A 26,148-nucleotide genomic window follows, 5' to 3' on the forward strand; every position below is an offset into this window, starting at 1 on the left:
TCATTTCGTTGTCTTCAGATCTCAGCGCCGCCAGTCGTCGTCGTCCTCCCGGGAGTGACCCTCCCTGTCGGCACGCTGGTCAGCGAAGACCTCGTCCCGATGCGAGTTGGACGACCCACCTGAGAGCTCTCGTTGCAGGCTGTCAAAATCCGTGGTCGGTACGCTGTACTTCAGCTCGCGTGCAACCTTGGTCTGCTTTGCCTTAGCCCGGCCGCGGCCCATGGCTGACCCCCTCGCGCTTTCGCGGGGCGGCCTGGGGAATTTGGCGGCCCCGTTTGAGTGTGTAAGTTCCTGCCCCACACTCTAGCGTGGAAAAGTCCCTCGCGCTTCCATCCACACCCCGAAGCGGTGTCGGTTTAGTCTCACCGGGCTCGCGAGCTGCCCCGATGCCGGTATTTCGCCTTCAGAAGACTCCCGGAATTGCCCGGACCGTCCCCACTCGGACGCCGCCGCCGAGCACGGGTTGCGATGCGAGGGCCGCCAGATCCTCGGTCCACTCGGCGCCCATCCTGTGGAGAAGTGCTGCGGCGAGGGGTAACCGGGCCCGTTCGTGGCCGTCGTCGATCTTCAGTGCGAACGCCGAGCCGTCGGGAAGCGCGCCGGCGTAGACACCGTCGGCTCCGGCCTTCGTCATCAGCCCGGGCACGACCGGCATCAGGCGCGCGTCGTCCTTGCCGGTGCCCGAGACGAGGTAGGGGTGCTCGCGGACGGCGTCGGCGACGGCGAGCTCGGGGGAGTCGGGCTCGGCGGTGACGAGCCGGGCGAACGCCCGAGCCAGATGCGTCAGCGACAGCGGGACGATCGGCAGCCCGCATCCGTCGATGCCGAGCTCGGCGTCGACGTCGCCGCTGATCGACCCGAGCGTCTCGACGACCGCGAGTTGCAGCGGATGCGTCGGCTCGAGGTAACTGTCCAACGGCCAGTCGTTGGCCAGGCACGTGGCGAGCATCGCGGCGTGCTTGCCGGAGCAGTTCATGTACACCGGGCGGGGGAGCTCACCGGCGGCCAGCAGTTCGGCCCGGGCGAGTTCGTTGGAGGGCAGATCGGCGGGACAGCGGAGCTGGTCCTCGTCGAGGCCGTACCGGGCGAGCAGCCGCTCGACGAGTTCGATGTGGTCCGACTCACCCTCGTGGGATGCGGTCGCGATCGCGAGCTCTTCGGAACTGGACGGTTCGAAGCCGTTCCGCAGCATCGTCACGGCCTGCCACGGCTTGTTCGACGACCTCGGATAGATCGGCGTGTGCACCTCACCGAGGGTGAGCGCGATCTCGCCGTCCGCGCGGAGGATCACCGCGGAACCGCGGTGGACGCACTCACGGAATCCGGAACGTACGACCTCGACCAGTTCGATGCTCAATACGTGACCTGCACTTCCAGTCCGGCGATCCGTCGGCGGGCCTTGTCCGCGACGGTCGGAGAGAGGTTCTCCTGCTGTTCGAGCAGCGCCACGAACCGTTCCGGGTCGCGGCCGGTGAACAGATCGCGCACGGTGACGCCGTGGCCGGGCACGTGGATGCGCTGGACGGTGTCGCCGGCGGTGACCGACCCCTCCGTCACCACCCGCAGGTACGCGCCCGTGTCGGCGCGTTCGGAGAACCGCTTGACCCACCGGGGCTCGGCGGCCCAGACGCCGAACGTGCCGCACGGCGTCCGCGGGCTGGTTACCTCCAGTTCGGTGGTGCCGATCCGCCACCGCTCGCCGATCACGGCGTCGGTCGCGGCGATCCCGTCGAGCCGGAGGTTCTCGCCGAACCATCCCGGGGGCAGTTCGCGGCCGAGCTCCGACGCCCAGCGCTGCGCCTCGTCCTCCTGGTAGGCGTAGACGGCCTTGAACGGGCCGCCGTGGTATTCGGTGTCGCAGACGTGGTCGCCGACCAGTCCGGCGGTCGTGACGCGCACGGGGCCGTCGACCGGCCGCTTGTCGATCGCCGTCCGGGTGACCCGCCGGGTGCCGCTGTCCCGCTCGGTGTGCAGCACGCAGACGGCCAGCACCTCGCCTGCCGTCGCGGTCGCCTCGCTCATCGGCCCCGGAGCCGGTCGACGGCGGCGCGGCCCGCCTGGACCGTGTCGTCCGCGGGCACGGAGTCGGGGTCGATCGACGCGGCGCACGAGCCGACCACCAATTCGGTGTCGGTGGGGATGGACCGTTTGACGAGGGCCAGCGCGATGGGTCCGAGCTCGTGATGGTCGATCACGGTGCCGATCCGTCCGACCGCACGGCCTCCCGCCGTCACCGGGTCGCCCGGTTCGGGCCTGCCCTCGGCGCTGCCGTCGAGGTGCAGCAGGACGAGGTGACGGGGCGGTTTGCCGAGATTGTGGACGCGGGCCACCGTCTCCTGGCCGCGGTAGCAGCCCTTCTCCAGGTGGACGGCGCCGTGCTCGGCGGGACCGCCGATCCAGCGGACCTCGTGCGGGATGGTGCGGTCGTCGGTGTCGAGTCCGATCCGGGGCCGTGCGGCGGCCACCCGGAGTGCCTCGAACGCCCACGTTCCCGCGGGAGCGGCGCCGGCGGCGGTGAGCCGGCCCCACCACGTCGCGAGTCCTTCCCGCGGGATCAGCAGGTCGAAGGACTCGGCGGTCGGCCACGGCATGCGGCGGACGAACCCGCCCCCGGGCACCGCGGCGGCGGCATACGGCTCGGCGGGTGCCACGACACCGGCTGCGTCGAGGACCGTCACGGCGTCGGGGCCGATCACACTGAGGACCGCGAGCTCGTTGCCCTCGCGGGGCTCGGCCTTGGACCAGAACACCATCTTGGTGAGGAACGACAGGAGGTCGGGTCCGCGGTCGGCCTCGGTGTCGATCCAGGTGACGCCGTCCAGATCGGTCTGGACGAAGTGGTGCTCGACGCGGCCGTTGACGTCGAGGCTGAGGTTCTCGGCGCTCCCGCCGTCGGGGAGCGCGGCGACGTGCTGGCTCGAGATGGTGTGCAGCCAGGTGAGTCGTTCGGGTCCGCTGATCGCGATGACGAACCGGTGGGAACGGTCGACGACCACCGCGGAACGTTCGGCATTGCGTTGTTCGCCGAGTGGATCGCCGTGATGCCAGGCGACGCCGGCGTCGGGAGAGCCTTCGGGCGCAGGGACCGCGCCCGGGGCCGTGAGGAGTGGACTGGGTGAGACGGGCAGTTTGTCGACCACGAACCCAGTCTAGGGACCATGGACCACAGGTGGCGGTCAGCAGGGTCGATAGGCTGGGTGTCATGTCTGATCGAGTGCTGGTGACACTGGACCACGAGGTGCGGGACGCGGATGCCCCGCTGCTGCACGCGGACGATCTGGCGGTGGTGCGCGGCGACGGTGTCTTCGAGACCCTGTTGGTGCGCGGCGGTCGCGCCCTGAAGGTCGAGCCCCACCTCGCCCGTCTCGTCGCGTCGGCGCGCGCCCTCGGATTGCCCATTCAGGACCTGGACGAGTGGCGCCTGGCCCTCGAGCTGGCCGTCGAGGAGTGGGGGTCCGAGCGGGAGGGCGCGATGCGACTCGTGCTCAGCCGCGGCCGGGAGTCCGGTGGCGACGCGACCGCCTTCGTCACCGTCGGGCCGGTGTCCGAGCGGATTCGGGAGGCACGACGCGACGGGGTGTCGGTACTCACACTGGCCCGCGGCTATTCGGTGGATCTGTCGGCGAGTGCGCCGTGGCAGCTGCTCGGGGCGAAGACCTTGTCGTATGCGACGAACATGGCGGCGCTGCGGTATGCGGCGACACTCGGCGCCGACGATGTGATCTTCGTCAGCAGTGAGGGCAATGTGTTGGAAGGGCCACGTTCCACGGTGGTCATCGCCCGCGACAGGCACCTCCTCACGCCGCCGCCGGAGCACGGAATCCTGCCCGGAACGACGCAGCAGGCGCTGTACGAGGTGGCGTCCGGCAAGGGGTTTCGCTGTGAGTACGCGGCGCTGCGTCCGGCGGATCTCATTACGGCGGAAGGTGTTTGGCTCATCTCCAGCGTCACCATGGCCGCGCGCGTGCGCAAGATCGACGGCCTTGCCCTGCCCGACGCACCGCTCGCCGACGAGATCGTCGAGCTGGTCGACCTCGCGGTCGAGACGGCGGGTGCCGAGTCCGCGGAGGCTTGACAGGTCTACTACATTTCGTAGTAGCAAAGTCCTGCGGGGGAAACGACCTCGCAGTACGTTGTTTTCAAGGGTCGGGCGGAAGCCCACGCTCCGGCCCTGAAGCCTGTCCTACGGGCCCAGTTTCGGAGTAGCCATGGATGCCTTGGATGTCTCCCGGTGGCAGTTCGGCATAACCACCGTCTATCACTTCATCCTCGTTCCGCTGACGATCGGGCTCGCCCCGCTGATCGCCGTCATGCAGACGATGTGGGTGGTCACCGGAAAGGACCACTGGTACCGGCTCACCAAGTTCTTCGGGAAGCTCTTTCTGATCAACTTCGCGCTCGGCGTCGCCACCGGCATCGTGCAGGAATTCCAGTTCGGGATGAACTGGAGCGAGTACTCACGCTTCGTCGGTGACGTGTTCGGCGCACCCCTCGCCCTCGAGGGACTGGTCGCCTTCTTCCTCGAGTCGACGTTCCTGGGCCTCTGGATCTTCGGCTGGGGACGGCTGCCCAAGCTCGTCCACCTCGCCACCATCTGGCTCGTCGCGATCGGTGTGAACGCGTCCGCGTACTTCATCATCACCGCCAACTCGTTCATGCAGCACCCGGTCGGGGCCGTGTACAACCCCGAGACCGGGCGCGCGGAACTCACCAGCATCTGGGAACTGCTCACCAACAACACAGCGCTGGCGGCCTTCCCGCACGTCGTGGCCGGAGCGTTCCTCACGGCAGGCACGTTCGTGGCCGGCGTCGGCGGCTGGTGGATGGTGCGCAGCATGCGCAAATCGAAGGAAGCCACCGAACCCGAAGTGGCGAAGAAGCACGAGGAGACCGCCCGGACGATGTTCCGTCCGGTCACCATCCTCGCCCTGTGGGTGATGGTCGCCTCGGGCATCGGACTCGCGATCACCGGCGACATCCAGGGCAAGCTGATGTTCGAACAGCAACCCATGAAGATGGCATCGGCCGAATCACTGTGCCACACCGAAACCGGTGCCGACTTCTCGATCCTCACCGTCGGCACCCAGAACAACTGTGAGAGCATCACCCAGCTCATCAAGATCCCCGGGCTCACCTCGTTCCTGGCGGACGGCACGTTCGACTCCACCATCGAGGGCGTCACCGAGATCCAGGCCCGCTACGAGGAGATGTACGGGCCCGGCAACTACAAGCCCAACCTGTTCGTCACCTACTGGACGTTCCGCGCGATGATCGGCTGGGCCGCCGGGTCGGCGCTGCTCGCCGTGGTCGGTCTGTGGATGACCCGCGGCGGCCGTGTCCCGGACAAGAAGTGGTTCGGCTGGTTGTCGATCGCCGTCATCCCGACACCGTTCCTCGGGAACAGCGCGGGCTGGGTCTTCACCGAGATGGGCCGCCAACCGTGGGTCGTGGCACCCAACCCGACCGGTGTCGACATGATCAGACTGACTGTCGACCAGGGCGTCTCGAATCACTCCCCGTGGACCGTCTGGGTCTCGCTCATCACGTTCACGGTGGTCTACGGGGCGCTGGCCGTCGTGTGGTTCACGCTGATCCGCCGCTACACGGTCGAGGGACCACTCGAACACGACGCGCATCCACCGGGTGACGACCACGACGAGCCCGAAGAACCGGGCAAGCCCGAGCAACTCTCGTTCGCGTACTAGGGGAGACGGTCATGGGACTTCAAGAAGTGTGGTTCATCCTGATCGCGGTGCTCTTCATCGGGTACTTCGTCCTCGAGGGATTCGATTTCGGTGTCGGCATGCTGATGCCGGTGCTGGGCAGGCGCAAGGACCCGAACGGGGACACGCGGCGGCGGGTCGTGCTCAACACCATCGGGCCCGTGTGGGACGGCAACGAGGTATGGCTCATCACCGGTGGCGGCGCGTTGTTCGCCGCGTTCCCGGAGTGGTACGCCACCTTGTTCTCCGGCTTCTATCTGCCGCTGCTGATCATTCTCGTCGCGCTCATCGTCCGGATCTGCGCCATCGAGTACCGCGGCAAGATCGACGACGACACCTGGCGCAGGCGGTGCGACTGGGGCATCGTCTTCGGGTCCTGGGTGCCTGCCGTGCTGTGGGGTGTCGCGTTCGCGAACATCGTGCGGGGCGTCGACATCGACGCCGACAAGCAGGTCACCTCGAGCCTCTTCGATCTGCTCAATCCCTATGCGTTGCTGGGTGGTCTGACGACCGCACTCGTGTTCGCCCTGCACGGCGCGGTGTTCCTCGCCCTGAAGACGGCCGACGAAGTACGCACGGATGCCGTCGAACTGGCGTCCAAGCTGGCGATCCCGGCCGTCCCGGTGGCAGGCGCGTTCGTGCTGTGGACGCAGCTGGCGCACGGCAAGGGCTGGACGTGGATCCTCGTCGCGATCGCCGCCGCCGCACTCCTCGGGGTGGTCGCGTTCACCCGCGCCGAGCGTGAGGGCTGGGCGTTCCTGCTCACGTCGATCGCGGTCGTCGCCACCGTGGCCCTGCTGTTCGGCTCGCTGTTCCCCAACGTCATGCCGTCCACGCTGGACGCCGCGTACAACCTGACCATCGACAACGCGTCGTCGAGTCCGTACACGCTGAAGGTGATGACGTGGGCCGCCGCGTTCCTCACCCCGGTGGTGCTGATCTACCAGGGCTGGACGTACTGGGTGTTCCGCCAACGGATCTCGACCAAGCACATCCCGCCGTCGATCGGTCTCCCGCTCGAGCGCAGATGAGCACAGCGGTAGGCGACGCACCCCGCCCAGCCGACGAACGTCCCGGCGGGGCGCGAGGAGCCCGGCGCCCCGTCGATCCCCGCCTGTGGCGCTACTCCGCGGCGGCGCGCGGGTATCTCGTCCTCACGGTCGGGCTGTCGATCGTCAACGTCGCGATGGTCATCGTGTCGGCGCTCATGATCGGCCGCGTGCTCGGTGGAATCATCGTCGACGACGCCACCGACCTCGGGCGGTGGTCCACCGAACTGGTGGTGCTCGCCGGTGCGGTGGGGGTGCGAGTGCTCGGCACCTGGCTGCAGTCCCGGTTCGCGCACCGGTCCGCCACCCGGGTGGTGGCGGAGCTGAAGGGGGAGGTCCTCGGTGTCGCCACCCGCCTGCGACCGCGCGAGCTCGACCCGCGGCGGGACGAGATCGCGACCGTGCTCACCCGCGGAATCGACGGTCTCGCGCCGTATCTCACCGGGTATCTGCCGGCCCTGGTCCTCGCGGCGACGCTCACACCGGCGACGCTGGCGGTCATCACGTTTCAGGATCTGACGTCGGCGGCGATCATCTTCGTCACGCTGCCGCTCATCCCGGTCTTCATGATCCTCATCGGCCTGCTCACCAGGGGCAAGGCCGCCAAGACGCTGACCGCGATGACCACACTGTCGTCCCAGCTGCTCGACCTCCTGGCCGGCCTGCCCACACTCCGCGCGCTGGGTCGCGAACAGGGGCCGGCGACGCGGGTGCGTGAACTCGGCGACGCCCACCGCCGCACCACGATGTCGGCGTTGCGGGTGGCGTTCCTGTCGTCGATGGTGCTGGAACTGCTGGCCACGCTCTGCGTCGCACTCGTCGCCGTGAGCATCGGACTGCGGCTGGTGTACGGGGGGATGGAACTCGAGGCGGGAATCGTGGCGCTGATCCTCGCGCCCGAGGTGTACCTTCCGCTGCGGATGGTCGGAACCCAGTTCCACGCCGCCGAGGACGGAATGGCCGCGGCGAGCCGCGCCTTCGCCGTCATCGATACCGATCGTCCCGACGACGACGCCGCCGACGGTGCGGTCGTGGTCGACGCGGCCGGGGCGCGGATCGAATTCGACGAACTCGACGTCCGGTCCCGGCGCGGCCTGGCACCGCACGGACTGACCGGGACCCTCGAACCCGGTGCGGTGACCGTGCTGACCGGACCCAACGGTTCCGGGAAGTCGACTGCGGTGCAGGCACTTCTCGGCCTCGTCGAACCCGAGCACGGCGAGGTGCGGGTGGCAGGCGCCGCCGTGAGTGCGCTCGACCGGTCCGCATGGTGGGCGCAGGTGGCGTGGCTTCCGCAGCACCCCGTCCTCGTTCCCGGCACCCTGGACGAGAACCTTCGGCTCATCGGCGAGGTCGTCGACCTCGAACAGGCCTGTGCGGCGACGGGTTTCGGCGAGGTTCTCGCCGAACTCCCGGACGGCTGGACCACGCGCGTCGGATCCGGCGGAACGGGACTGTCGCTCGGCCAGCGGCAGCGGCTCGCACTCACTCGCGTGCTGGCCACCCGGCGTCCCGTCCTGGTACTCGACGAACCCACCGCACACCTCGACGACGCCTCGGAGCGGACCGTGCTCGATTCGCTGCGGAGCCTGGCCGCCGCCGGCCGCACCGTCGTGGTGGTGGGGCACCGGCCGACCGTGCTCGCGGCCGCCGACCGGGTGATCGAGGTGAGCGCCGATGTCGCGTGACCCGCTGATCCGGGCATTGCCGCTCCTCGACCTGCAACCGGGACGGGTAGTGCGGGCCGTCACCGCCGGCGTCGCCACGCTGGGCAGTGCGCTCGCACTCGCGGCGCTGTCGGCGTGGTTGATCACGAGGGCGTGGCAGATGCCGCCCGTCCTGGACCTCAGCGTCGCCGTCGTGGCGGTGCGGGCGCTGGGCATCTCCCGCGGCGTCTTCCGCTACCTCGAGCGGCTGGCCACCCACGACACCGCGCTGCGCGGGACCACGTCCGCCCGCACCCAGCTGTACCAGCGGCTGGCCGACGGCGACCCCGCGGCCGCTGCCGGCCTGCGCCGCGGCGAACTGCTCACCCGCACCGGTGCCGACGTCGACACCCTCGGTGACGTCGTCGTCCGCGCGCTCGTCCCCATCGCCGTGTCCGTCGTCCTGGCCGTGGCCGCCGTCGGCATCCTCGCGGTGATCTCGCCCGCCTCGGCACTCGTGCTCGCGGTGGCGCTCGCGGTGTCGGGGGTCGCGGCGCCCTGGTTGTCCGCGCGGGCCGCCCGCCTGGCCGAGACGTCCGGCGCCGACGCGCGTGCCCGGTTCAGCGAGGACGCCGTCACGGCGCTCGATCACGCCGCGGAACTCCGCGTCGCGGGTCGCCTCGACCGGACCGTGTCGCGGGCGGTCCGCTCCGAACACGCCGCGGTCGCGGCCACCGACCGCGCCGCCGCACCCAGCGCGTTCGCGGACGCCGCCACACCACTCGCGGTGGGCGTGAGTGTGATCGCGTCACTGCTCATCGGGATGGGCCTGTACTCGTCGGGGACCATGAGCCCGATGGCGCTCGGCATCCTCGTGCTCCTGCCGCTGTCCGCGTTCGAGGCCACGGTCGCGCTGCCCGCCGCGGCCGTCGCGCTGACCCGGGCCCGGATCGCGTCGCGCCGCATACTCGCCGTGCTCGACGCCGCCGTCGCGGATCCGCACCCCGGCGACCGGGAACTGGACGGGCCCGCCGAGGTCGTCGCGAAGGACCTGCGGTGCGGCTGGCCCGGAGGGCAGGTCACCGCCCCGCTCGACCTCGACCTGCGGCCCGGCTTCCGGGTCGCGATCGTCGGCGGCAGCGGGTCCGGGAAGACGACCACCCTGATGACCCTGGCCGGGTTGCTCCCGCCGGTATCGGGGTCGGTGCGGGTCGACGGACTCGACCTGCACAGCATCAGGTCCGAGGCTCTCCGCCGGAACGTCGGATTCTTCGCGGAGGACGCACACCTCTTCGACACGTCCGTCCTCGAGAATCTGCGGGTGGCGCGCGGCGACCTCCAGGACGCGGAGGCGCTGACCGTCCTGGAGTCCGTCGGGCTCGGCGGATGGGTGTCGGGGCTGCCGGAGGGCGTGCACACGACCCTCGCCGGCGGTGCCAGGGCGGTGTCCGGTGGACAGCGTCGCCGGCTGCTCCTCGCCCGGGCGCTGCTCTCGCCCGCGCGGGTGCTGTTGCTGGACGAACCGACCGAACACCTCGACGCCGACGCGGGCGCCGACCTGCTCCGGCGACTGCTCGCGCGCGACGGCGGACTGGTGTCTGCGCAGCGCACCGTCGTGGTGGTCACCCACCAGCTTCCGGAGGATACCAGCGCTGACCTGGTGATACGAGTGGAGAAAGTTGAGAGAGAAAATGCGTTGCCGACTCCGTGAGTGCGGCGTACTTTCTTCAGTACACGAGGAAGGAGGTGGTCTGAAATTGAATGACAGACGGACACGTGAGGTGGCTGCCAGCTAGCCGCTACCGCTGACGGAATTCACTGACCGCGCGAGCGGCGAGCGAATCCCAGGCAGCTACCCGGCCCCCGAGCCCCCGGTCTGGTCCAGATCGGACCCGGTGCACACGCACCGGAAGGCTCGGGGGCCGTTGTGCGCTCCGCGCCCGTGAGTACTTATCAACCGCCCGACGTTAACAAGTACTCACGGCAGCGCGGGCACGGGTTCGGCCCACTCCAGCCGCCCCGCTCGAGCACCGTCCGCACCTCGGCCGCGACCTCGCACGAGCGCCGCGACACCTCATCCCAGCCGTAGACCAGCGTCGCCTTGCCGGCGAGTTCCGCCGCGTTGCCGCGACGACGGTCGCGCAGCGCCACCGACCGCGACGAGTGGTACCGCAGTCCGTCCAGGCGCACGAAGAGCGGAACGCCGCTGTCCGAGTAGTCCACGTCCTCGTAGAGGGTTCTTCCGTCGACGAGAACCGGCGACTGTCGTCGGGCGGCCGGTAGTCCGTGCGCGAGTTCGACGTCGACGGCGTACCGGTGCTCGAGAATCGACTGGACCCCGCCGGAGACGAACGTCAGCGCATCGGTGAGAGCCCTGCGGTATCTGCGCGGTGGACGCTGCTCGATCCGTCGGAGCAACTCGTGGACCGGAATGTCGCTGCCGGTGACCGCTGAGACCAGGACCCGTGCGGCCGCCACCGCCGACGGCTCCGCGACGGCGAGATCGACGACGGTGTCGGCCCGGGACGTTCGAGGCGGAAGCGTCGGGACGAGGATGTGGGCGTGCGCCCGGGACCGGTGCACCACGACCCCGGGGTGGAGGAGATCGCCCTCGCGGGGAACGGGACGGTCGGATCGCCGGCCGACCTTCCGATACGTCGGTTCCTGCGGCTCCGCAGACAATCCGTAGGGCACGGTGACGTGAATCGGCCCGTCAGGGTCGACGGGCATCAGCCCCCACTCCTCGGCCGCAGTCCGATGACTGAGGATCGCTCGGGGACCGCCGAACAGCAGCGCCGCCCACAGCCTCATCGGCCGGTCGAGCGGACCGTTCGTGACGGCGTAGACGCCGTGCAGAACCGCCGACCACTGGCCGGACTCCACCATGTGCTGAATTTGCCGGGTCGAGATGCCCAGTCCGCGAAGTTGCCGGGCCGTGACGAGGCCGTGCTGATAGTCGAGGACTGTTTGGAATTCGGGCCGGAAGTCGATCGTCGCAGTCGTCATGGACGCGACGGTGCGGAAGCCGACCGACAGGATTCGGCCGAAACAGGCCGATCTCAACTGCCCTGTGGATGAACCTCAGGTTGTGGATAACCCGAGCCGTGAGTACTTGTTAACCGCCCGCGGTTAATAAGTACTCACGGGCGCTAGCCAACGTAGCGGGACAGCCGCGCGGAGAGGTGGGGACGCAGCTCACCGTCGGCGATGATGCGTTCCTCGACGTAGGCGAGGTCGCCGCCCTCGACGATGCCGTAGAGGCGCTTGGCGCCGCCGACGAGAACACCGGAGGTGCTGCGGATCACGACGTCGGTCGCGAGTTCCCACGACGACTGGGTGAGGGCCTGGCCATAGAACAGTTCGACGATGCCGGAGCTGTGGGCGAGGAGGAGTTCGACGACTTCCTCGTCGGTGCTGCCGGGAATGCCGTCTCCGCTGATCCGCCAGAAGCCGGTCTCGTGGAGGTCGGGGCGCACGTATTCGCCGTCGGCGTCGAGAACCCAGGTCTGGGATTCCCACTTGAGGTAGTTGCCACCGTTGTGGGAGACGATGATCTGCTGCCCGAAGGGGTAGTCGCCTGTGTCGGGGTCGTGGCCTTCCCCTTCACCGCGCCACACACCCACGAGGGGCAGTACTGCGAGGAGTTCGTTGTTCAGATCCGGGCCGAGCCGCAGATTTGCGGTGTCCTCGGGCAGCGGAAGGTCCGGAAGCTGCGGGATGTTCCGCGACGCCGTCGTCTTGGAACGCTCGATGGCGTCCGCGACAGCTGCGTCACCGCTACCACGACGCACGGTGGGGGTGTCCCCAGCGGGCGCGCTCGTAGTCGGGTGCTCGGAAGGCGGATCTGCGCCTGCGTCCGGGTTCTGACTCACGACTCGTCGGTGACCAGGCGGTAGATCGTGTAGAGCGAGAACCACGTGATCAACACGGCGGCAAGGACAAGAAGTACCTCGAAGAAGATAACCACGGGGACATCCTAAACCGAACCCGTCGAACGGTCGAAACGGGAGGCGGCTTACCGTCACTGCGGCTACGGTTTCTCGAAGGCGACCACCCGGTCGGTTCCGAACATTCTCATGCGGTCGTCTCGTCTCCCGTCCCTCCCGGAGGTCCCATGCTTCGATCGAGTACTGCCGTCACCGGTCCGGTGCGGGCCGCGCTCGCGGCGACGGTGCTGCTGCTGACCGCCACCGCGTTCGGTGCTCCCGGCTTTGCCGTCGCCGCGCCCGACACCGGGAGCGCGGGCTCGGGAAGTGCCGATTCGGGGAGTACCGACACGGACCGTGTCGATCCGAACAACTACGCCGCCGACTGCCCCGACGTGATGATCGTCGCCGTGTCCGGCGCCACCGACTCGACGGAGGACCGCAACCCTCTGGCAGACGAGAACCGTCAGCTCTGGTCGAACTGGGTGGGCAACGTGACGGTGCCGACCGGCGAGGCCAACAAGGACGATCCGGGGACGGTGGGGTGGATGTACGTGCCCTACCCGTCCACGTACGGCCTGGGTCTGCTGCAACCCGTTCCGACATACCAGGATTCGATGGCGGCGGGTGTCGCGTCGACGAACAGGATCCTCGACGAGAACAAGGCGAAGTGCGGCGACGCCACCAAGTACGTGCTGCTCGGATACAGCGTCGGCGCCGAGGTGGTCGAAAGGGTGTCGCGCGAACTCGGCCACCGCGACAGCAATGCTCTGGTTACCGCCGACGACATCGCCGGCGTCGCGTTGATCGGCGACCCGTACCGTCCCGCGGGCACCCCCTCGATGGGCGAACCCGGCCCGCCCGGAGGCGGATTCATGTCGTCGGAGCCGGCCGATTACGGCGCTCTCGACGGCAAGATCACCTACGCCTGCCGCCCCTACGACATCGCGTGCGACGCGCCGCAGGAGATCGCCGTCCTCGAACTGGCGCTCGGGGTGCTGGGACAGATGCACTTCACCCTGCTGAACCCGGGCCAGACGGTCTCCGACTTCGCGAATGCGGTGACGAACATGGCGGCGCGGTCGATCGTGCACATCGTCACCCACGAAGACTGGTTTGCCTCCGACGAGTCCTTCCTGGACGTTCTCCGCAAGGTCGCCGACCGGACCTACGACCCCGACGGCCCGGACCGGAACATGCAGGTGTCTCAGGAGCAGATCGTCGAGGCGCTCAACTGGGCGATGGGTCCCGGTTCGGAGGTCGTGAAGGCGAAGCTCGCGGACGAGGGCCCGGGGTTCGTCGAGGACAACAGGGACGTCTTCGAACTGGTGATCAAGCCGTACATCTTCCTGGGCTTCATCCAGCACCTGTTCTACTGGAACAACAATCCGAACGACCCCTGGTACTGGGAGAGCGAGAAGGTCGTCGACTGGATCACCGCGCTCGCGCAGTCGGAGAAGGACGGCGAGACCATTCCAGCCGCGCCGGGCAAGTAGATCCGGCACGACAGAAGGGCCCCGCTCCGGATCGGAGCGGGGCCCTTCTGGTGTCGTCGGCTGGTGACTACTCGCCGACCGTGACGTCGACGTTGTGCACGCCTGCGCTCGACGGGCTCACCGTCGAGGTGCCGTTGCCGGAGCTGGACAGTGCACGCACGGTCCACTCGCCGGGAGCGGCGAAGAAGCGGAAGTCTCCGGTGCCCGAGGCGACGACCTCGGCGGTGAACTCTCCGCCGCCGTCGAGGAGACGCACGAACGCTCCACCGATCGGCTGTCCGTCAGCGGCGAGAACGCGGCCGGTGATGACCGTTTCCTTCTCGACGTCGACGCCCGCGGGCAGGGTCTGGGTCTGTACAGGTGCTCCACACATGGCTCAGTGAACCTCCAACTCGATGGGTGCGCCGACGAGTGAGCCGTATTCGACCCAGCTGCCGTCGTAGTTCTTGACATCGGACTTGCCGAGGATCTCCTTGAGCACGAACCAGGTGTGGCTGGAGCGCTCGCCGATACGGCAGTACGCGATGGTGGGCTTGGACTCGTCGTAGCCCTTCTCCGAGTACAGCTTCTCCAGGTCGTCGTCCGACTTGAACGTGCCGTCCTCGTTTGCGGTGGTGCTCCACGGGATGTTGATGGCCGTGGGGACGTGTCCACGCTGCTGCGCCTGCTCCTGCGGCAGGTGAGCGGGAGCGAGGATCTTGCCGGAGAACTCGTCGGGCGAACGCACGTCGACGAGGTTCTTGCTGCCGATGGCGTCGATGACCTCGTCGCGGAACGCGCGGATCGACAGGTCGGGGGCCTCGGCCTTGTACTGGGTGGCCTCGCGGGTGACGGTCTCCTTGGAGAGGGGACGCCCGTCGAGCTCCCACTTCTTGCGGCCGCCGTCGATCAGCTTGACGTCCTGGTGGCCGTAGAGCTTGAAGTACCAGTACGCGTACGCCGCGAACCAGTTGTTGTTGCCGCCGTAGAGAACGATGGTGTCGTCGTTGGCGACGCCCTTGGCGGACAGAAGATCGGAGAACTGCTGCTGGTTCAGGAAGTCACGACGGACGCCGTCCTGCAGGTCCTTGCGCCAGTCGAGGCGGATGGCGCCTTCGATGTGGCCGCCGTCGTATGCGCTGGTGTCCTCATCCACCTCGACGAAAACGGTCTTGGGGGCGTTGAGGTTCTGCTCAGCCCAGTCGGCGGAGACTAGGACATCGGAGCGAGCCATGGTGTTCCTTTCGGTGTGTACTTACTTGTGTCGGGTGGATCGTGCAGTGGTTCTCGGTGTGAAATTTTCAGGCCGCGGTGCGGAAGCGTACGACGAGTGGATAGATCTGGCAGCCGAGGCAGATACCGAACGCAGCGTTGAGGAACGCCGCGAACAGGGCGAATGCGGTGGCCACGGCCCCGATGACGCCGGAGCCGGCGAAGAAGCCGACGGTGCCGACGGCGGCGAAGACGAAGCCGACGAGCTGCGCGAAGCGGAGCGGTGCGACCGGTTCGCGTTCACTCCCCGGAGCGAGTCGCGGCGCGACGAGGGTGCCGAAGATCCGGCCGTACGGGCTGCGGCGCGGTCCGGTGGCTGCGCCTGCCGCGAAGACGACCGCTTGCAGCGCCAGCAGAATCCCTGCTGCGACCAGCGAGAACGTCGACACGACGAGCACGGCGACGAGGACTGCGGTGGTGACCCAGGCGGCGAACCGGGGGCCACGAACGTCGACCTGCTCGAGCTCGAGTGTTGTGGACATGAGAAGTGCTCCTGCGTTGAGTCCTGAATGCTTGCCTGGCGCCGAACGGCGACGGAAGACGTCGTCATCGGGGGTTCGATCACGTGCGCGGAATCCGCGGTGTCAGCAGAAAGCGACAGCCCTGGTGATCAGCAACAGGTACAGCAACAAGCCCCGAGGCGGCACAGGTCTACTGTGCGGCGACGGGTGAGCATGAGCTCGTGGCTGGATTGCACGACGACGAGTTTACCCGGTTCTTCAGGAATTTGAAGCCGGGGGCCGGGTGAGGGGTCCCAGCGCGGCCCGCAGGTCGGTCGCGGCGGGCACTCCGGACACCCGGAAGCGTTGCTGCAGGTCGGCGTCGAGAATGAAGGTCGTCGGCAGCGACAGAACGCCGAGTTCCTTGGCGAGAGAGGGATACTCGTCGATGTCGACCTCCACTTCGACGGGCGGCTCCGGCTCGCCGGCGAGGTCCTCGACGACCTGTCCCACCACCCTGCGCACCGCAGCGCAGGGTCCGCACCAGTCGGCGGAGAAGTGGAGAACGGTGGCCCGTCGAGGATGCTCCGGCGACCCCGGCCCGACACCCGCCGCCTCGAGAAGTAGCCGTCGTTGGTCGGTCACGACCGCGGAAGCCTCGCCGGTGCTCCGGACCGTCCCCTGGCGGCGTTGCCAGACGAGCCCGAACACGACGGCGGCGAACAGTGCGATCAGTAACAGTGTGATTCCGGTCATCGGCTCTGCAGTTCGTTCAGGTCGATCGTGACGTTGTTGCCGACGCCCTCGATGACGATCTGCGAGCCTTCCGCATAGACCTCCGTCGGCTGGACGCCGAACGGGAGTTCCCGGGGGTCGATCGTCCGGGTGAAGAGGCCGAGGATCGCGGGGGCGAGGGGCTCGGGGATGGTGAAGTCGGCGTGGCCTTCGGGCCCGAAGTAGAAGTCGCTGGCGACGATCTTGACCTGACCGCCGTCGAGTACCAGGTCGGCCTGCACGCTGACGGTGGTCTCGATGGGCCCGACGGGGACGGTGCCGGTGAGGACGACGCCGCCCGCGGTCGGCATCCCCGAGCCGCCGGAGCCTCCGGTGCCGTCCGACTTGCTGGCAGGCGGGGCCGAAACCTGCAGGTCGGGGATGTCGAGGAAGCGACCCAGGTCGGTGGCGTCGATGAGCATGCGGCCGGAGAGGTGATCGACCGGGAGGGTCTTCACCGAGCCGTCGACGAGGTTGGACAGCGGCGCGGAGACACCCAGGAGGGTGGACTCGATCGTCACCTCACCCACGACGTCACTCTGTACTCCCTGGGCGCGGATCTCGATGTTCTCGTACTTTCCGTCCCACGCCTGGGTGAGGAACGGAAAACCGTGAACCGTCACCTCAGGATCCGCGGTGAGCGACGCGCCTGCCCGCAGTTCCCGCGACACCCGGTACTCCGCGTAGGCCGCCGAACCGAAGTCGACGACGAGACCGAGAGCCACGAGGACGACGATTCCGATGATGAGTTTCCGCACGGCCCCATTGTGACGGACGCCGGTCGGGGGAGTGTCGGTGCGACCTCCGCGCCCGTTGCCGGGGGGTTCGGTGCAACGAACGCCGACGACGGCGCGCTACTCTGTCACCGACAAAAGTGTCGATACCTTCAGTGTCGATCTACCTGGACCGGCGGATGAACCATCCGTCGGCCGGCCGGGTACGACGGCGACGAGATGGGAGGCTGTGTGGAGCTACTGCTTCTTACCTCCGACCCCAACCCCGAGGCAGTGCTGCCTGCCCTCGCCCTGCTGGCGCATTCGGTGCGGCCTGCCCCGACGGAGGTGTCCTCTCTCCTGGAAGCGAGCTCCGCCGACATCGCCCTGGTGGATGCGCGCACCGATCTCGCGGCGGCTCGCGGCCTCTGCCGGCTGCTGGGCAGCACGGGTTCCGCGGTTCCCGTGGTGGCGGTCCTCACCGAGGGCGGTCTGGTGGCGGTCAATTCCGACTGGGGCCTCGACGACATCCTGCTCCCGGGCACCGGCCCGGCCGAGGTGGACGCCCGTCTCCGACTGCTGGTCGGACGCTCCGGCGGGGTCGCCAGTCCGGAGGCCTCCGGCAAGATCACGCTGGGCGAACTGGTCATCGACGAGGGCACGTACACGGCGCGTCTGCGCGGACGCCCACTCGACCTCACCTACAAGGAGTTCGAACTCCTCAAATACCTGGCACAGCACGCGGGTCGCGTCTTCACCCGCGCGCAGTTGCTGCAGGAGGTCTGGGGATACGACTTCTTCGGTGGTACCCGCACCGTCGACGTTCACGTGCGTCGTCTGCGCGCCAAGCTGGGCAGCGAGTACGAATCCTTGATCGGTACAGTCCGCAATGTCGGCTACAAGGCCGTCCGTCCCACCCGCAGCAAGTCGGGTGCGCCGGTGCCGCCCGTCGACGACCTCGACGCCGACGATGCGGACTTCGAATCCGCGGAAGGGCCGGCGATCCAGTGAGTGATCCGGTGCAGTCCTGGACTGATCGACTCGACGGCAAGCAGGCCGCGGACGTGTCCGCTCTACTCGAACGCGCGGCGGCAGCGGACGGAACCGCGCCGGTGTCGGAGCAGGGCGTGCACGCCGTGTCCGGCGCCGGTAGCGCCGCTGTCCGTCATCTGGTGGAGACCGACGCCGATCGGATCGTCGGGTACGCGCAGCTGCAGCCGGGGCGCGGGGATCATCCCGCGATGGCTGAACTCGCCGTCGACCCCGAGGCGCGTGGCCGTGGGATCGGTGGCCGGCTGGTCACCGAGGTCCTGTCCGAGGGTGGTCCGGACGCCCGGGTGTGGGCGCACGGAAACCTGCCTGCGGCGCAGGCGGTAGCGCAGCGCCTCGGGTTGACCGGTGCGCGCGAACTTCTGCAGCTCCGGCGTCCGCTCGCCGATGTGGAACTCCCAGAACTTGTTGTGCCGGAAGATATTTCACTCCGCGAGTACCGCGGCGTCGAGGACGATCCCGAGCTGCTGCGGGTCAATGCCGCTGCCTTCGCCTGGCATCCCGAGCAGGGGTCGTGGACCGAACGTGAATTGGCCGAGCGTCGTTCGGAGGCCTGGTTCGATCCGTCCGGACTGTTCATGGCGTTCGCCGCTTCGGACGAGCAGAGACTGCTCGGATTCCACTGGACCAAGGTGCACCCGAAGCAGGGCGACGAGCCGGCCATCGGAGAGGTCTACGTGGTGGCGATCGGCCCCGACGCCCAGGGACGTGGTCTCGGCCGGTTGCTGACGCTCGCCGGACTGCACTACCTGCGTGACCGCGGGCTCGGTGAGGTGCTGCTCTACGTCGAAGGCGACAACGCGTCGGCGCTGCACACCTACGACCGGCTCGGGTTCGAGCGGTTCTATACCGACGTCGCGTACGCGCGCGCCTGAGGCGCTCCTCTACTTCCGCACCGGTTGTTCGTCTCGGAAATGTGGACAAATGCTCGGTCTGTTCACCTTCCGTTCACCGATCGTGGTCCAACTGGACATTAGCTACCCCTAGGTTTCTCCGTGGGCAGCGCCGTGTTGCCTGGTGCAGATTTCAACGAAGCGCACCTCATGTCGCCGCCCGATCGCGGGCGAGACGGTATTTCCGGAGGACTAGGTGAATCTCAAGCGCAATGGCGCCCTGCTCGGTGCAGTGGCCCTGGGTGCCATGACCTTGGCCGCGTGTGGCAGCGACAACAACGCGGCGTCGAGCGGCGTCGACGCATCGTCGTCCAACGCGACGTGCGAGGGCAAGGCCAACCTCTCCGCGGCCGGTTCCTCGGCCCAGAAGAACGCCATGGACCAGTTCGTCTCCACCTACATCTCCGTCTGCCAGGAAAAGGGTAAGACCGTCAACCTGGCGTACAACCCCAGCGGTTCCGGCGACGGACGGACCCAGTTCATCGCGGGCCAGATCGACTTCGCCGGCTCCGACTCGGCGATCAAGGCCGAGCAGGCCGAGCAGGCCAAGGCCCGGTGCGTCGGCGGCGAGGCCTGGAACCTGCCGCTGGTCTTCGGACCCGTTGCGATCGCCTACAACCTCGACGGCGTCGAGGACCTGGTGCTGAACGGCGAGGTGACCGCCAAGATCTTCAACGGCACCATCAAGAAGTGGAACGACCCGGCCATCGCCGCGCTCAACCCCGGCGCCACCCTCCCGGACCAGGACGTCACCGCCATCATCCGCTCGGATTCGTCGGGAACCACCGACAACTTCCAGCAGTACCTGACGGCGTCCTCCAACGGCGCCTGGACCACCGGTGCCGGTTCCGACTTCACCGGCGGAATCGGTGAGGGCGCCAAGGGTTCGGCCGGTGTCGCTCAGGCAGTGGCCTCCGCCCCGGGCTCGATCACCTACGTCGAGAAGTCCTACGCCGACCAGAACAAGCTTGCTACCGCACAGATCGACACCGGCTCCGGCCCCGTCGCGCTGTCCGACGAGTCGGCATCGAAGGCCATCGAGGGTGCGCAGTTCAAGGGTCAGGGTGTGGGCGATCTGACCCTCGACCTCGGCTCGATCTTCGGTACCAAGGAAGCGGGCGCGTACCCGCTGGTGCTCGCCACCTACGAGATCGTGTGCTCGAAGGGTTACGACGCCGACACGTCGGCCGCGGTCAAGTCGTTCCTGACCAGCGCTGCCAACGAGGGGCAGGGCAACCTGGCAGAGCAGGGTTACGTGCCGCTGCCGGACTCCATGAAGGAGAAGCTGAACGCATCGGTCGCCGCAATCGGCTGATCGCACCATTAATCGTTCGGACCCGCCCATGACTCGATATTCTGACCAGGAAAGATTGCGAGCGCAGATGAGTGAAGCGCACATCGAATCAGCACCTCGCGCCTCCGGCTCCGCTTCCGGCGGAGTCGGGGTGGGCGGTCCGAACGGCACCCCGGAGGCCGAGTTGAGTACCACCAAGGCCGAAATCCCGACTCCGACAGGTGCACCCCGCGGCCAGGCCGCCGCCAGGCCGGGGGACCGGATCTTCAAGTCGCTCGCGACCACCTCCGCCATCTTCATCTCCATCCTGATCGCCGCGATCGGCATCTTCCTGGTCTGGCGCGCAGTTCCCGCACTGAGCCGGAATCAGGTCAACTTCCTCACCAGCCGCGAGTGGGTCACCCAGAACATCAACGCCATGGCGTTCGGTGTCCTCGACCTCTTCCAGGTGACCGTCCTCGTCTCGCTGTTCGCTCTGATCCTCGCGATGCCCGTCGCCCTCGGCATCGCGATCTTCCTCACCGAGTACTCGCCGAACTGGCTCAAACGGCCACTGGCGTACGTGATCGACCTGCTGGCCGCCGTGCCGTCGATCGTCTACGGCCTGTGGGGTCTGCTCGTGTTCGCTCCCGCGATCAAGCCGCTTGCCGTGTGGCTCAACGAAAAACTCGGCTGGTTCCCACTGTTCGCGACCGGAAGCGGTTCCATCACCGGCGGTGGCACCATCTTCACCGCAGGCATCGTCCTCGCCGTCATGATCCTTCCCGTCATCACCGCGGTCACCCGCGAGGTGTTCGTGCAGACACCGACGTCCCACATCGAGGCTGCGCTCGCACTGGGCGCCACCCGGTGGGAAGTGGTGCGAACCACGATCATTCCGTTCGGCAAGTCGGGCTACATCAGCGGATCGATGCTCGGCCTGGGTCGCGCCCTCGGCGAGACCATGGCGCTCTACCTGATCCTGCGCACCACGTCGCAGCCCTTCGGGTGGTCGCTGTTCGACGGCGGCGCCACCATCGCCTCGAAGATCGCTCTCGGCTACGCGGAGTTCAACAACAACATTCAGGCCGGCGCCTACATCGCCGCAGGTCTGGTGCTCTTCGTTCTCACCTTCGTCGTGAACGCCGCGGCCCGCGCCGTGATCGCAGGAAAGAAGGACTGACCCATGACCGCGACACTCGACAAGCCGGTCAAGGCCCCCACCTTCCAGGGGGTCGGTGTCCGCCGACGCATCATCGATCTGACCGCCACCGTCCTCGTGACGCTGGCAGTGCTCGTGGCGCTGGTCCCGCTGGTGTGGGTCCTGATCACCGCCGTCATCAAGGGAATCCCTGCCCTGACGTCGGCCACCTGGTTCACCCACTCGCTCAGCGGACTGACGTCCTCGGCGGCGGGCGGCGGCATCTATCACGCGCTGATCGGCACGATTCTGCAGGGAATCGTCTGCGCGGTGCTGTCCATTCCTCTCGGACTGTTCGTCGCGATCTATCTCGTCGAGTACGCCGACCGGAAGTCGCGGCTGGCGAAGCTGACCACGTTCATGGTCGACATCCTCAGCGGTGTCCCGTCGATCGTGGCCGCCCTGTTCATCTACGCCCTGTGGATCGCGACGTTCGGTTTCCCCAAGTCCGGCTTCGCGGTAGCACTCGCTCTGGTGCTGCTGATGGTCCCCGTCGTCGTCCGCAGCACGGAGGAGATGCTCCGCATCGTTCCGCAGGACCTGCGGGAGGCGTCGTACGCGCTGGGCGTTCCGAAGTGGAAGACGATCGCCAAGATCGTGCTGCCCACCGCACTGCCCGGCATCATCACGGGCGTCATGCTGGCGCTGGCCCGGGTGATGGGTGAGACTGCGCCGCTGCTGATCCTCGTGGGGTACGCACCCTTCATCAACTTCAACCTGTTCGGTGGCGAGATGGGCACGCTGCCCGGCGTCATGGTCGCCGAGATGAACAACCCGACCGATGCCGGTACGAACCGCATCTGGGGTGCGGCGCTGACGTTGATTCTCCTCATCGCCGTCCTCAACATCCTGGCCAAGGTCATCGGCCACTTCTCGCAGGTCCGCAGCAAGTGACACATACACTCGATTTCGAACACCAATCAGTAGGGAGCCGGTAATGGCCAAGCGTCTGGATCTCAAGGACGTCAACATCTACTACGGCAAATTCCACGCCGTCGCCGATGTCGGGCTGTCCGTCCCCCCGCGGAACGTGACCGCCTTCATCGGCCCCTCCGGCTGCGGCAAGTCGACGGTGCTGCGTTCGCTGAACCGCATGCACGAGGTGACTCCCGGTGCGCGCGTTGAGGGTTCGATCCTGCTCGACGGTGAGGACATCTACGGTTCCGGCATCGATCCGGTCGGCGTGCGCAAGACGATCGGCATGGTGTTCCAGCGTCCCAACCCATTCCCGACGATGTCCATCAAGGACAACGTGGTGGCCGGGCTGAAGCTGCAGGGCGAGCGCAACAAGAAGCGTCTCGACGAGGTGGCCGAGCGGTCGCTGCGCGGCGCCAACCTGTGGACCGAGGTCAAGGACCGTCTCGACAAGCCGGGCGGCGGACTGTCCGGCGGTCAGCAGCAGCGTCTGTGCATCGCCCGGGCCATCGCGGTCTCGCCCGACGTCCTGCTGATGGACGAGCCCTGCTCGGCGCTCGACCCCATCTCGACCCTCGCGATCGAGGACCTGATCACGGAGCTGAAGAAGGACTTCACGATCGTGATCGTCACCCACAACATGCAGCAGGCGGCGCGTGTGAGTGACCAGACCGCGTTCTTCAACCTCGAGGCCACCGGCAAGCCGGGCCGTCTCGTCGAGATCGACGACACCGAGAAGATCTTCTCCAACCCGACGCAGAAGGCCACCGAGGACTACATCTCGGGCCGCTTCGGATAGACCGAGCACACGAGGACGCCCCGACCGGAGATCCGGCCGGGGCGTTCTCGTGTCCGGGGACGGCGGCATCGGACGAACGGGACGCTCGTACGGTCAGACCGTACGAGCGTCCCGTTCGCGCGAAAAGTGTTGGCGGAGTTCTACAGTTCCGGGTACGAGGTGAGGCTGTCGGCGTCGGCTACGGCGGTCTCGGTGTCGTCGGGCAGCTTGCCGGTGACGAGGAAGATCACTCGGCGGCCCACCTCGACTGCGTGGTCGGCGAAACGCTCGTAGAAGCGGCCGAGCAGGGTGACGTCGACCGCAGCGGCCACGCCGTGCTTCCACTCGCGGTCCATGAGCACGGTGAACAGGTGACGGTGCAGGTCGTCCATCGCCTCGTCCTCTTCACGCAAGCGGGCGGCCCTCTCGGGGTCACGCGTCTCGAGAACCTCGCGGGCAGCGGCGCCGATGGAGACGGCGATGCGTCCCATCTCGGCGAAGTAACCGTTGACCTCTTCGGGAAGCACGTGGTTGGGATGTCGGCGGCGCGCGATCTTGGCGACGTGGAGAGCCAACGCACCCATGCGGTCGATGTCGGCGACGATCTGGATCCCGCTGACGACCGAGCGGAGGTCGCCGGCGACCGGTGCCTGCAGGGCGAGGAGGGCGAACGCCCGCTCCTCGCAGATGGTGCTGAGCTCGGTGATCTTGTCGTGCTCGCCGATCACCTGCTCGGCGAGGGAAAGATCTGCCTGGAGCAGCGACTGGGTGGCGCGCTCCATGGCGACCCCCGCAAGCCCCGCCATCTCACCGAGCAAGTCGGCAAGCTCGGTCATCTGTTCGTTGTAAGCCACGCGCATGAGTTCACAGCCTACGGTGCACGGGAAACCAAGTCACGATCACACGGTGAACGCGGGGTGAACGACGCAACCCGGCGGGCGCTCATTCGCAGGACGTGTCGCCTGCGTTCACAACCGCAAGGTCCGCGGGGATTTCCACGTCCTCGGGCTGGCCGATTCGCACGTCCGACATACTGAGCGGTGTGTCGATCGGGCTCGGTGTCTGGACGGTCCCGGAGAAGTTCGAACCGAGCGCGACCTCGACGACCGTCCCCAGTCCGGTGGTCGACTCGAGCACCGCACCCGGGAACGACGACGCCAGGGTCGCCGCCTCGGCTTCGTGGCCCGGCGAGAACCGGACGACGGTCTCGCCGCTGGTTCCCGTGTAGTTGCCGACGTTGTAGATCTGGAACCCCTCGGCGGCCAGCGAGTCGGCCACGGTCGCGGCCAGTCCCGACTCACCCGATGCGTTCGACACCTGCACGGTCACGCTGGACGGGTCGACGGCCTGGACCGACAGCGGCGCCGGCGCGGCCTGCGGTTCGGGGGCGGAGGGCAGGGGTTCCGCACGCTTCTCGCCGGGCAGCGCCTCGTCGTCGATGATGGCGCGGAAGATGGCCTTGATGTCGTCGGTGCGGGGAATCTCGTTACCCCACTCGGTGGTGCCTGCGGTGGGCACCGTCAGGAACGTGACCGCGCCCGCATCGACGTTCTGCAGTGAGCGTCCGAGCGTGACCAGCGACTTCGTGTCGATGTTCTCGACGAACGTGTCGCGGGTGAACGCGTTGATGAAGCCGTTCAGTTTGCCGGGATTGAGCAGCACCTGACTGGACAGGGCGCCCCGCAGCAGGGCGGACAGGAATCTCTGCTGACGGTTGATGCGGCCGTAGTCGCCGTTGCCCTCCGCCTCGACATGTCTGGCGCGGACGAAGTTCAGTGCGGTCTTGCCGTCGAGCATCTGAGTGCCCGCCTCCGGCAGAACGGTGCCGAGGACGCCGTCCTCGAGCGGCTGGGTGGTACAGACCTTGACCCCACCGATCTCGTTGACCATCGACTCGAAGCCGGCGAAGTCCATGCCGACGAAGTGGCCGATCTTCAGACCCGACATCTTCTGGATCACCTTCACCAGGCACTTCGGTCCGCCGAGCGCGTAGGTGGCGTTGAGTTTGTCGCCGTCGGCGGCGGGGAAGGTCTCCTCGGTGTAGGTGCCGCTGGCGTTGTCCCAGCCCTGGCAGACGGGCCGCTCGACGTCGAGGTCGCGGGGGAACGACACCGCGACCACCCGGCTTCGGTCGGCGGGGATGTTGACGAGCATCACCGTGTCGGCGCGGGATCCCTCGGCGTCGTCGATGGTTCCGGCACCCACTTCGCCGCTCGCGCCGGCGCGGGTGTCGCTGCCGACGATGAGATAGGTCTCGTCACCGGTCTGCCCGACGGCGTCGACGATGTCGGTCGACTCCGTGTCGAGTGCCGCGATCTGGTCGAACTTGCCTTCGGTGGAGCGGAGGTAACCCCAGACGATGCCGGTTCCGGCGAGTGCGACCACCGCCACGAGCGCGACGACGGCCCGTCCTGCTGCACGCAGACGCTTGCGTTTACGGGTCTTGTTGAGGGCCAGGCGGGTGGTGCCCGGGTTGCCGACCACCTGCGGTACCGCAGTGGTCTCGGCGGAATCCGCGACCCATTCGGGTTCGGGCGTGCTCTGCGGGGGTTCCGGATCCGGCGGCGGAGGCGCGGCAGGGGTCTCCCGCGGCGGAATCCCGGGAGGCGGCGGCTGCCGCTCGTCGATCGGGGGAATGATCTCCGTCTTGTCCGGATCGTCCGGCTCGCTCGGTTCTTCCCCGGAAACCTTCTTCACCAGGTCTGCGACGGAGAGCGCTTCGGTGGGTCCACCCGCGGCCCGGCGGCCGATCCGGCCACTGTCGTGGCGGGACGGTTCGGTGCGCTCTACCTGCGCACGGCGCTCGGGTGGCGCGGTCCGTTCGGGTGGCGCGGTCCGCTCGGGTGGTGGCTGCCGCGGCGGGAGTCGCCGCGGCCGTCCCGACTGGGCTTCTCGGTAGCTGGGATCCGCGAGAGGACGCTCCCAGGGGGCGCGGGATTCGGGAGTCGGTGAGTCCGAGCTGTGATCATCACCCACCGATGCAACCTGACCTCTCCGCCGACTCCGACCTCCGTCGGCCT

At 67.8% G+C, this 26,148-nt stretch carries 25 protein-coding genes; 12 read left to right on the top strand and 13 right to left on the bottom strand.

All coding sequences use genetic code 11. The annotated features are described in order from the left end of the window. Window positions 1-21: 21 nt before the first annotated feature. The 4 genes from QM806_RS17525 to ygfZ all read right to left on the bottom strand — a co-directional run bounded on the left by QM806_RS17525 (window position 22) and on the right by ygfZ (window position 3,140). Window positions 22-222, bottom strand: coding sequence for a DUF3073 domain-containing protein (locus tag QM806_RS17525; protein ID WP_005244376.1), 201 nt, complete (start codon window positions 220-222; stop codon window positions 22-24). Between the two features lie 181 nt (window positions 223-403). Continuing rightward, window positions 404-1,357: an asparaginase gene (locus QM806_RS17530; RefSeq protein WP_005561133.1), complete on the bottom strand. Its 954-nt coding sequence runs from the start codon at window positions 1,355-1,357 to the stop codon at window positions 404-406. Continuing rightward, complete coding sequence (locus tag QM806_RS17535) at window positions 1,354-2,022, bottom strand: MOSC domain-containing protein (RefSeq protein ID WP_064080086.1); 669 nt, start codon at window positions 2,020-2,022, stop codon at window positions 1,354-1,356. The genes QM806_RS17530 and QM806_RS17535 overlap by 4 nt, the downstream gene beginning before the upstream one ends. Then, entirely contained in the window at window positions 2,019-3,140 is a 1,122-nt protein-coding gene (ygfZ, locus tag QM806_RS17540) for a CAF17-like 4Fe-4S cluster assembly/insertion protein YgfZ (RefSeq protein WP_133986111.1), read from the bottom strand. The genes QM806_RS17535 and ygfZ overlap by 4 nt, the downstream gene beginning before the upstream one ends. A gap of 62 nt (window positions 3,141-3,202) precedes the next feature. On the opposite strand from ygfZ, the gene QM806_RS17545 reads away from it, so the two are divergent. From QM806_RS17545 to cydC, 5 genes are all read left to right on the top strand, one after another. Further along, on the top strand, window positions 3,203-4,075 hold the full coding sequence (locus QM806_RS17545) for an aminodeoxychorismate lyase (RefSeq protein WP_054248926.1): 873 nt from the start codon (window positions 3,203-3,205) through the stop codon (window positions 4,073-4,075). A gap of 133 nt (window positions 4,076-4,208) precedes the next feature. Further along, window positions 4,209-5,705, top strand: coding sequence for a cytochrome ubiquinol oxidase subunit I (locus QM806_RS17550; protein WP_005567213.1), 1,497 nt, complete (start codon window positions 4,209-4,211; stop codon window positions 5,703-5,705). A gap of 11 nt (window positions 5,706-5,716) precedes the next feature. Further along, window positions 5,717-6,754 (top strand): cytochrome d ubiquinol oxidase subunit II, encoded by a 1,038-nt coding sequence (gene cydB, locus QM806_RS17555; RefSeq protein ID WP_043790099.1) that lies wholly within the window; start codon window positions 5,717-5,719, stop codon window positions 6,752-6,754. Next, complete coding sequence (gene cydD, locus QM806_RS17560; protein WP_283292192.1) at window positions 6,751-8,460, top strand: thiol reductant ABC exporter subunit CydD; 1,710 nt, start codon at window positions 6,751-6,753, stop codon at window positions 8,458-8,460. The genes cydB and cydD overlap by 4 nt, the downstream gene beginning before the upstream one ends. Continuing rightward, window positions 8,450-10,129 carry a thiol reductant ABC exporter subunit CydC gene (gene cydC, locus QM806_RS17565; protein WP_169693829.1) on the top strand — a complete coding sequence of 560 codons (1,680 nt, stop codon included), beginning with the start codon at window positions 8,450-8,452 and terminating at the stop codon, window positions 10,127-10,129. Before cydD ends, cydC begins: the two co-directional genes overlap by 11 nt. A gap of 242 nt (window positions 10,130-10,371) precedes the next feature. Here the strand turns inward: cydC and QM806_RS17570 are convergent, their stop codons facing one another. Continuing rightward, window positions 10,372-11,481 (bottom strand): type IV toxin-antitoxin system AbiEi family antitoxin domain-containing protein, encoded by a 1,110-nt coding sequence (locus QM806_RS17570; protein ID WP_283292196.1) that lies wholly within the window; start codon window positions 11,479-11,481, stop codon window positions 10,372-10,374. 86 nt (window positions 11,482-11,567) lie between these two features. Next, window positions 11,568-12,209 carry a heme-binding beta-barrel domain-containing protein gene (locus QM806_RS17575; RefSeq protein WP_005254810.1) on the bottom strand — a complete coding sequence of 214 codons (642 nt, stop codon included), beginning with the start codon at window positions 12,207-12,209 and terminating at the stop codon, window positions 11,568-11,570. A gap of 323 nt (window positions 12,210-12,532) precedes the next feature. On the opposite strand from QM806_RS17575, the gene QM806_RS17580 reads away from it, so the two are divergent. Continuing rightward, window positions 12,533-13,840 carry a cutinase family protein gene (locus QM806_RS17580; protein ID WP_043793435.1) on the top strand — a complete coding sequence of 436 codons (1,308 nt, stop codon included), beginning with the start codon at window positions 12,533-12,535 and terminating at the stop codon, window positions 13,838-13,840. A gap of 67 nt (window positions 13,841-13,907) precedes the next feature. Here the strand turns inward: QM806_RS17580 and QM806_RS17585 are convergent, their stop codons facing one another. The 5 genes from QM806_RS17585 to QM806_RS17605 form a co-directional block, all read right to left on the bottom strand. Beyond that, a complete protein-coding gene (locus QM806_RS17585; RefSeq protein ID WP_005244353.1) occupies window positions 13,908-14,213 on the bottom strand; it encodes a DUF1416 domain-containing protein in 306 nt (101 codons plus the stop codon). A gap of 3 nt (window positions 14,214-14,216) precedes the next feature. Further along, window positions 14,217-15,053: a sulfurtransferase gene (locus tag QM806_RS17590; protein WP_005254807.1), complete on the bottom strand. Its 837-nt coding sequence runs from the start codon at window positions 15,051-15,053 to the stop codon at window positions 14,217-14,219. A 67-nt stretch (window positions 15,054-15,120) separates the two neighbouring features. Further along, entirely contained in the window at window positions 15,121-15,573 is a 453-nt protein-coding gene (locus tag QM806_RS17595) for a DUF4395 domain-containing protein (protein ID WP_005573169.1), read from the bottom strand. A gap of 237 nt (window positions 15,574-15,810) precedes the next feature. Further along, the gene (locus tag QM806_RS17600; RefSeq protein ID WP_005254805.1) at window positions 15,811-16,287 is read right to left on the bottom strand and encodes a thioredoxin family protein; all 477 of its coding nucleotides are present in this window, start codon (window positions 16,285-16,287) and stop codon (window positions 15,811-15,813) included. Continuing rightward, window positions 16,284-17,063, bottom strand: coding sequence for an LmeA family phospholipid-binding protein (locus QM806_RS17605; protein ID WP_005573170.1), 780 nt, complete (start codon window positions 17,061-17,063; stop codon window positions 16,284-16,286). The genes QM806_RS17600 and QM806_RS17605 overlap by 4 nt, the downstream gene beginning before the upstream one ends. 207 nt (window positions 17,064-17,270) lie before the next feature. On the opposite strand from QM806_RS17605, the gene QM806_RS17610 reads away from it, so the two are divergent. From QM806_RS17610 to pstB, 6 genes are all read left to right on the top strand, one after another. After that, complete coding sequence (locus QM806_RS17610; RefSeq protein ID WP_005254803.1) at window positions 17,271-18,029, top strand: winged helix-turn-helix transcriptional regulator; 759 nt, start codon at window positions 17,271-17,273, stop codon at window positions 18,027-18,029. Continuing rightward, window positions 18,026-18,943 carry a mycothiol synthase gene (gene mshD, locus QM806_RS17615; RefSeq protein ID WP_283292223.1) on the top strand — a complete coding sequence of 306 codons (918 nt, stop codon included), beginning with the start codon at window positions 18,026-18,028 and terminating at the stop codon, window positions 18,941-18,943. The genes QM806_RS17610 and mshD overlap by 4 nt, the downstream gene beginning before the upstream one ends. A 214-nt stretch (window positions 18,944-19,157) precedes the next feature. After that, window positions 19,158-20,276, top strand: coding sequence for a phosphate ABC transporter substrate-binding protein PstS (pstS, locus tag QM806_RS17620; protein WP_054247755.1), 1,119 nt, complete (start codon window positions 19,158-19,160; stop codon window positions 20,274-20,276). A gap of 67 nt (window positions 20,277-20,343) precedes the next feature. Beyond that, window positions 20,344-21,417: a phosphate ABC transporter permease subunit PstC gene (gene pstC, locus QM806_RS17625; protein WP_283292225.1), complete on the top strand. Its 1,074-nt coding sequence runs from the start codon at window positions 20,344-20,346 to the stop codon at window positions 21,415-21,417. A 3-nt stretch (window positions 21,418-21,420) separates the two neighbouring features. Beyond that, a complete protein-coding gene (gene pstA, locus QM806_RS17630; protein ID WP_005573179.1) occupies window positions 21,421-22,329 on the top strand; it encodes a phosphate ABC transporter permease PstA in 909 nt (302 codons plus the stop codon). Window positions 22,330-22,372: 43 nt separating this feature from the next. Further along, window positions 22,373-23,149: a phosphate ABC transporter ATP-binding protein PstB gene (gene pstB, locus QM806_RS17635; protein WP_005244341.1), complete on the top strand. Its 777-nt coding sequence runs from the start codon at window positions 22,373-22,375 to the stop codon at window positions 23,147-23,149. Window positions 23,150-23,289: 140 nt separating this feature from the next. Here the strand turns inward: pstB and phoU are convergent, their stop codons facing one another. Continuing rightward, window positions 23,290-23,988 carry a phosphate signaling complex protein PhoU gene (gene phoU, locus QM806_RS17640; protein WP_005254798.1) on the bottom strand — a complete coding sequence of 233 codons (699 nt, stop codon included), beginning with the start codon at window positions 23,986-23,988 and terminating at the stop codon, window positions 23,290-23,292. An 82-nt stretch (window positions 23,989-24,070) separates the two neighbouring features. Further along, window positions 24,071-26,104 carry an LCP family protein gene (locus tag QM806_RS17645; RefSeq protein ID WP_054247754.1) on the bottom strand — a complete coding sequence of 678 codons (2,034 nt, stop codon included), beginning with the start codon at window positions 26,102-26,104 and terminating at the stop codon, window positions 24,071-24,073. Window positions 26,105-26,148 lie beyond the last annotated feature (44 nt).

This window comes from Rhodococcus sp. IEGM 1351, from assembly GCF_030056875.1.
In the GTDB taxonomy this organism is placed as follows: domain Bacteria; phylum Actinomycetota; class Actinomycetes; order Mycobacteriales; family Mycobacteriaceae; genus Rhodococcus_F; species Rhodococcus_F opacus.

Bases quoted from the DNA above. Each gene is read 5' to 3' on its own strand.
- QM806_RS17525 (WP_005244376.1), bottom strand. From the start codon at position 222: ATGGGCCGCGGCCGGGCTAAGGCAAAGCAGACCAAGGTTGCACGCGAG.
- QM806_RS17535 (WP_064080086.1), bottom strand. From the start codon at position 2,022: ATGAGCGAGGCGACCGCGACGGCAGGCGAGGTGCTGGCCGTCTGCGTG.
- QM806_RS17545 (WP_054248926.1), top strand. From the start codon at position 3,203: ATGTCTGATCGAGTGCTGGTGACACTGGACCACGAGGTGCGGGACGCG.
- QM806_RS17550 (WP_005567213.1), top strand. From the start codon at position 4,209: ATGGATGCCTTGGATGTCTCCCGGTGGCAGTTCGGCATAACCACCGTC.
- cydB (WP_043790099.1), top strand. From the start codon at position 5,717: ATGGGACTTCAAGAAGTGTGGTTCATCCTGATCGCGGTGCTCTTCATC.
- cydD (WP_283292192.1), top strand. From the start codon at position 6,751: ATGAGCACAGCGGTAGGCGACGCACCCCGCCCAGCCGACGAACGTCCC.
- cydC (WP_169693829.1), top strand. From the start codon at position 8,450: ATGTCGCGTGACCCGCTGATCCGGGCATTGCCGCTCCTCGACCTGCAA.
- QM806_RS17580 (WP_043793435.1), top strand. From the start codon at position 12,533: ATGCTTCGATCGAGTACTGCCGTCACCGGTCCGGTGCGGGCCGCGCTC.
- QM806_RS17585 (WP_005244353.1), bottom strand. From the start codon at position 14,213: ATGTGTGGAGCACCTGTACAGACCCAGACCCTGCCCGCGGGCGTCGAC.
- QM806_RS17590 (WP_005254807.1), bottom strand. From the start codon at position 15,053: ATGGCTCGCTCCGATGTCCTAGTCTCCGCCGACTGGGCTGAGCAGAAC.
- QM806_RS17595 (WP_005573169.1), bottom strand. From the start codon at position 15,573: ATGTCCACAACACTCGAGCTCGAGCAGGTCGACGTTCGTGGCCCCCGG.
- QM806_RS17600 (WP_005254805.1), bottom strand. From the start codon at position 16,287: ATGACCGGAATCACACTGTTACTGATCGCACTGTTCGCCGCCGTCGTG.
- pstC (WP_283292225.1), top strand. From the start codon at position 20,344: ATGAGTGAAGCGCACATCGAATCAGCACCTCGCGCCTCCGGCTCCGCT.
- pstA (WP_005573179.1), top strand. From the start codon at position 21,421: ATGACCGCGACACTCGACAAGCCGGTCAAGGCCCCCACCTTCCAGGGG.
- pstB (WP_005244341.1), top strand. From the start codon at position 22,373: ATGGCCAAGCGTCTGGATCTCAAGGACGTCAACATCTACTACGGCAAA.
- phoU (WP_005254798.1), bottom strand. From the start codon at position 23,988: ATGCGCGTGGCTTACAACGAACAGATGACCGAGCTTGCCGACTTGCTC.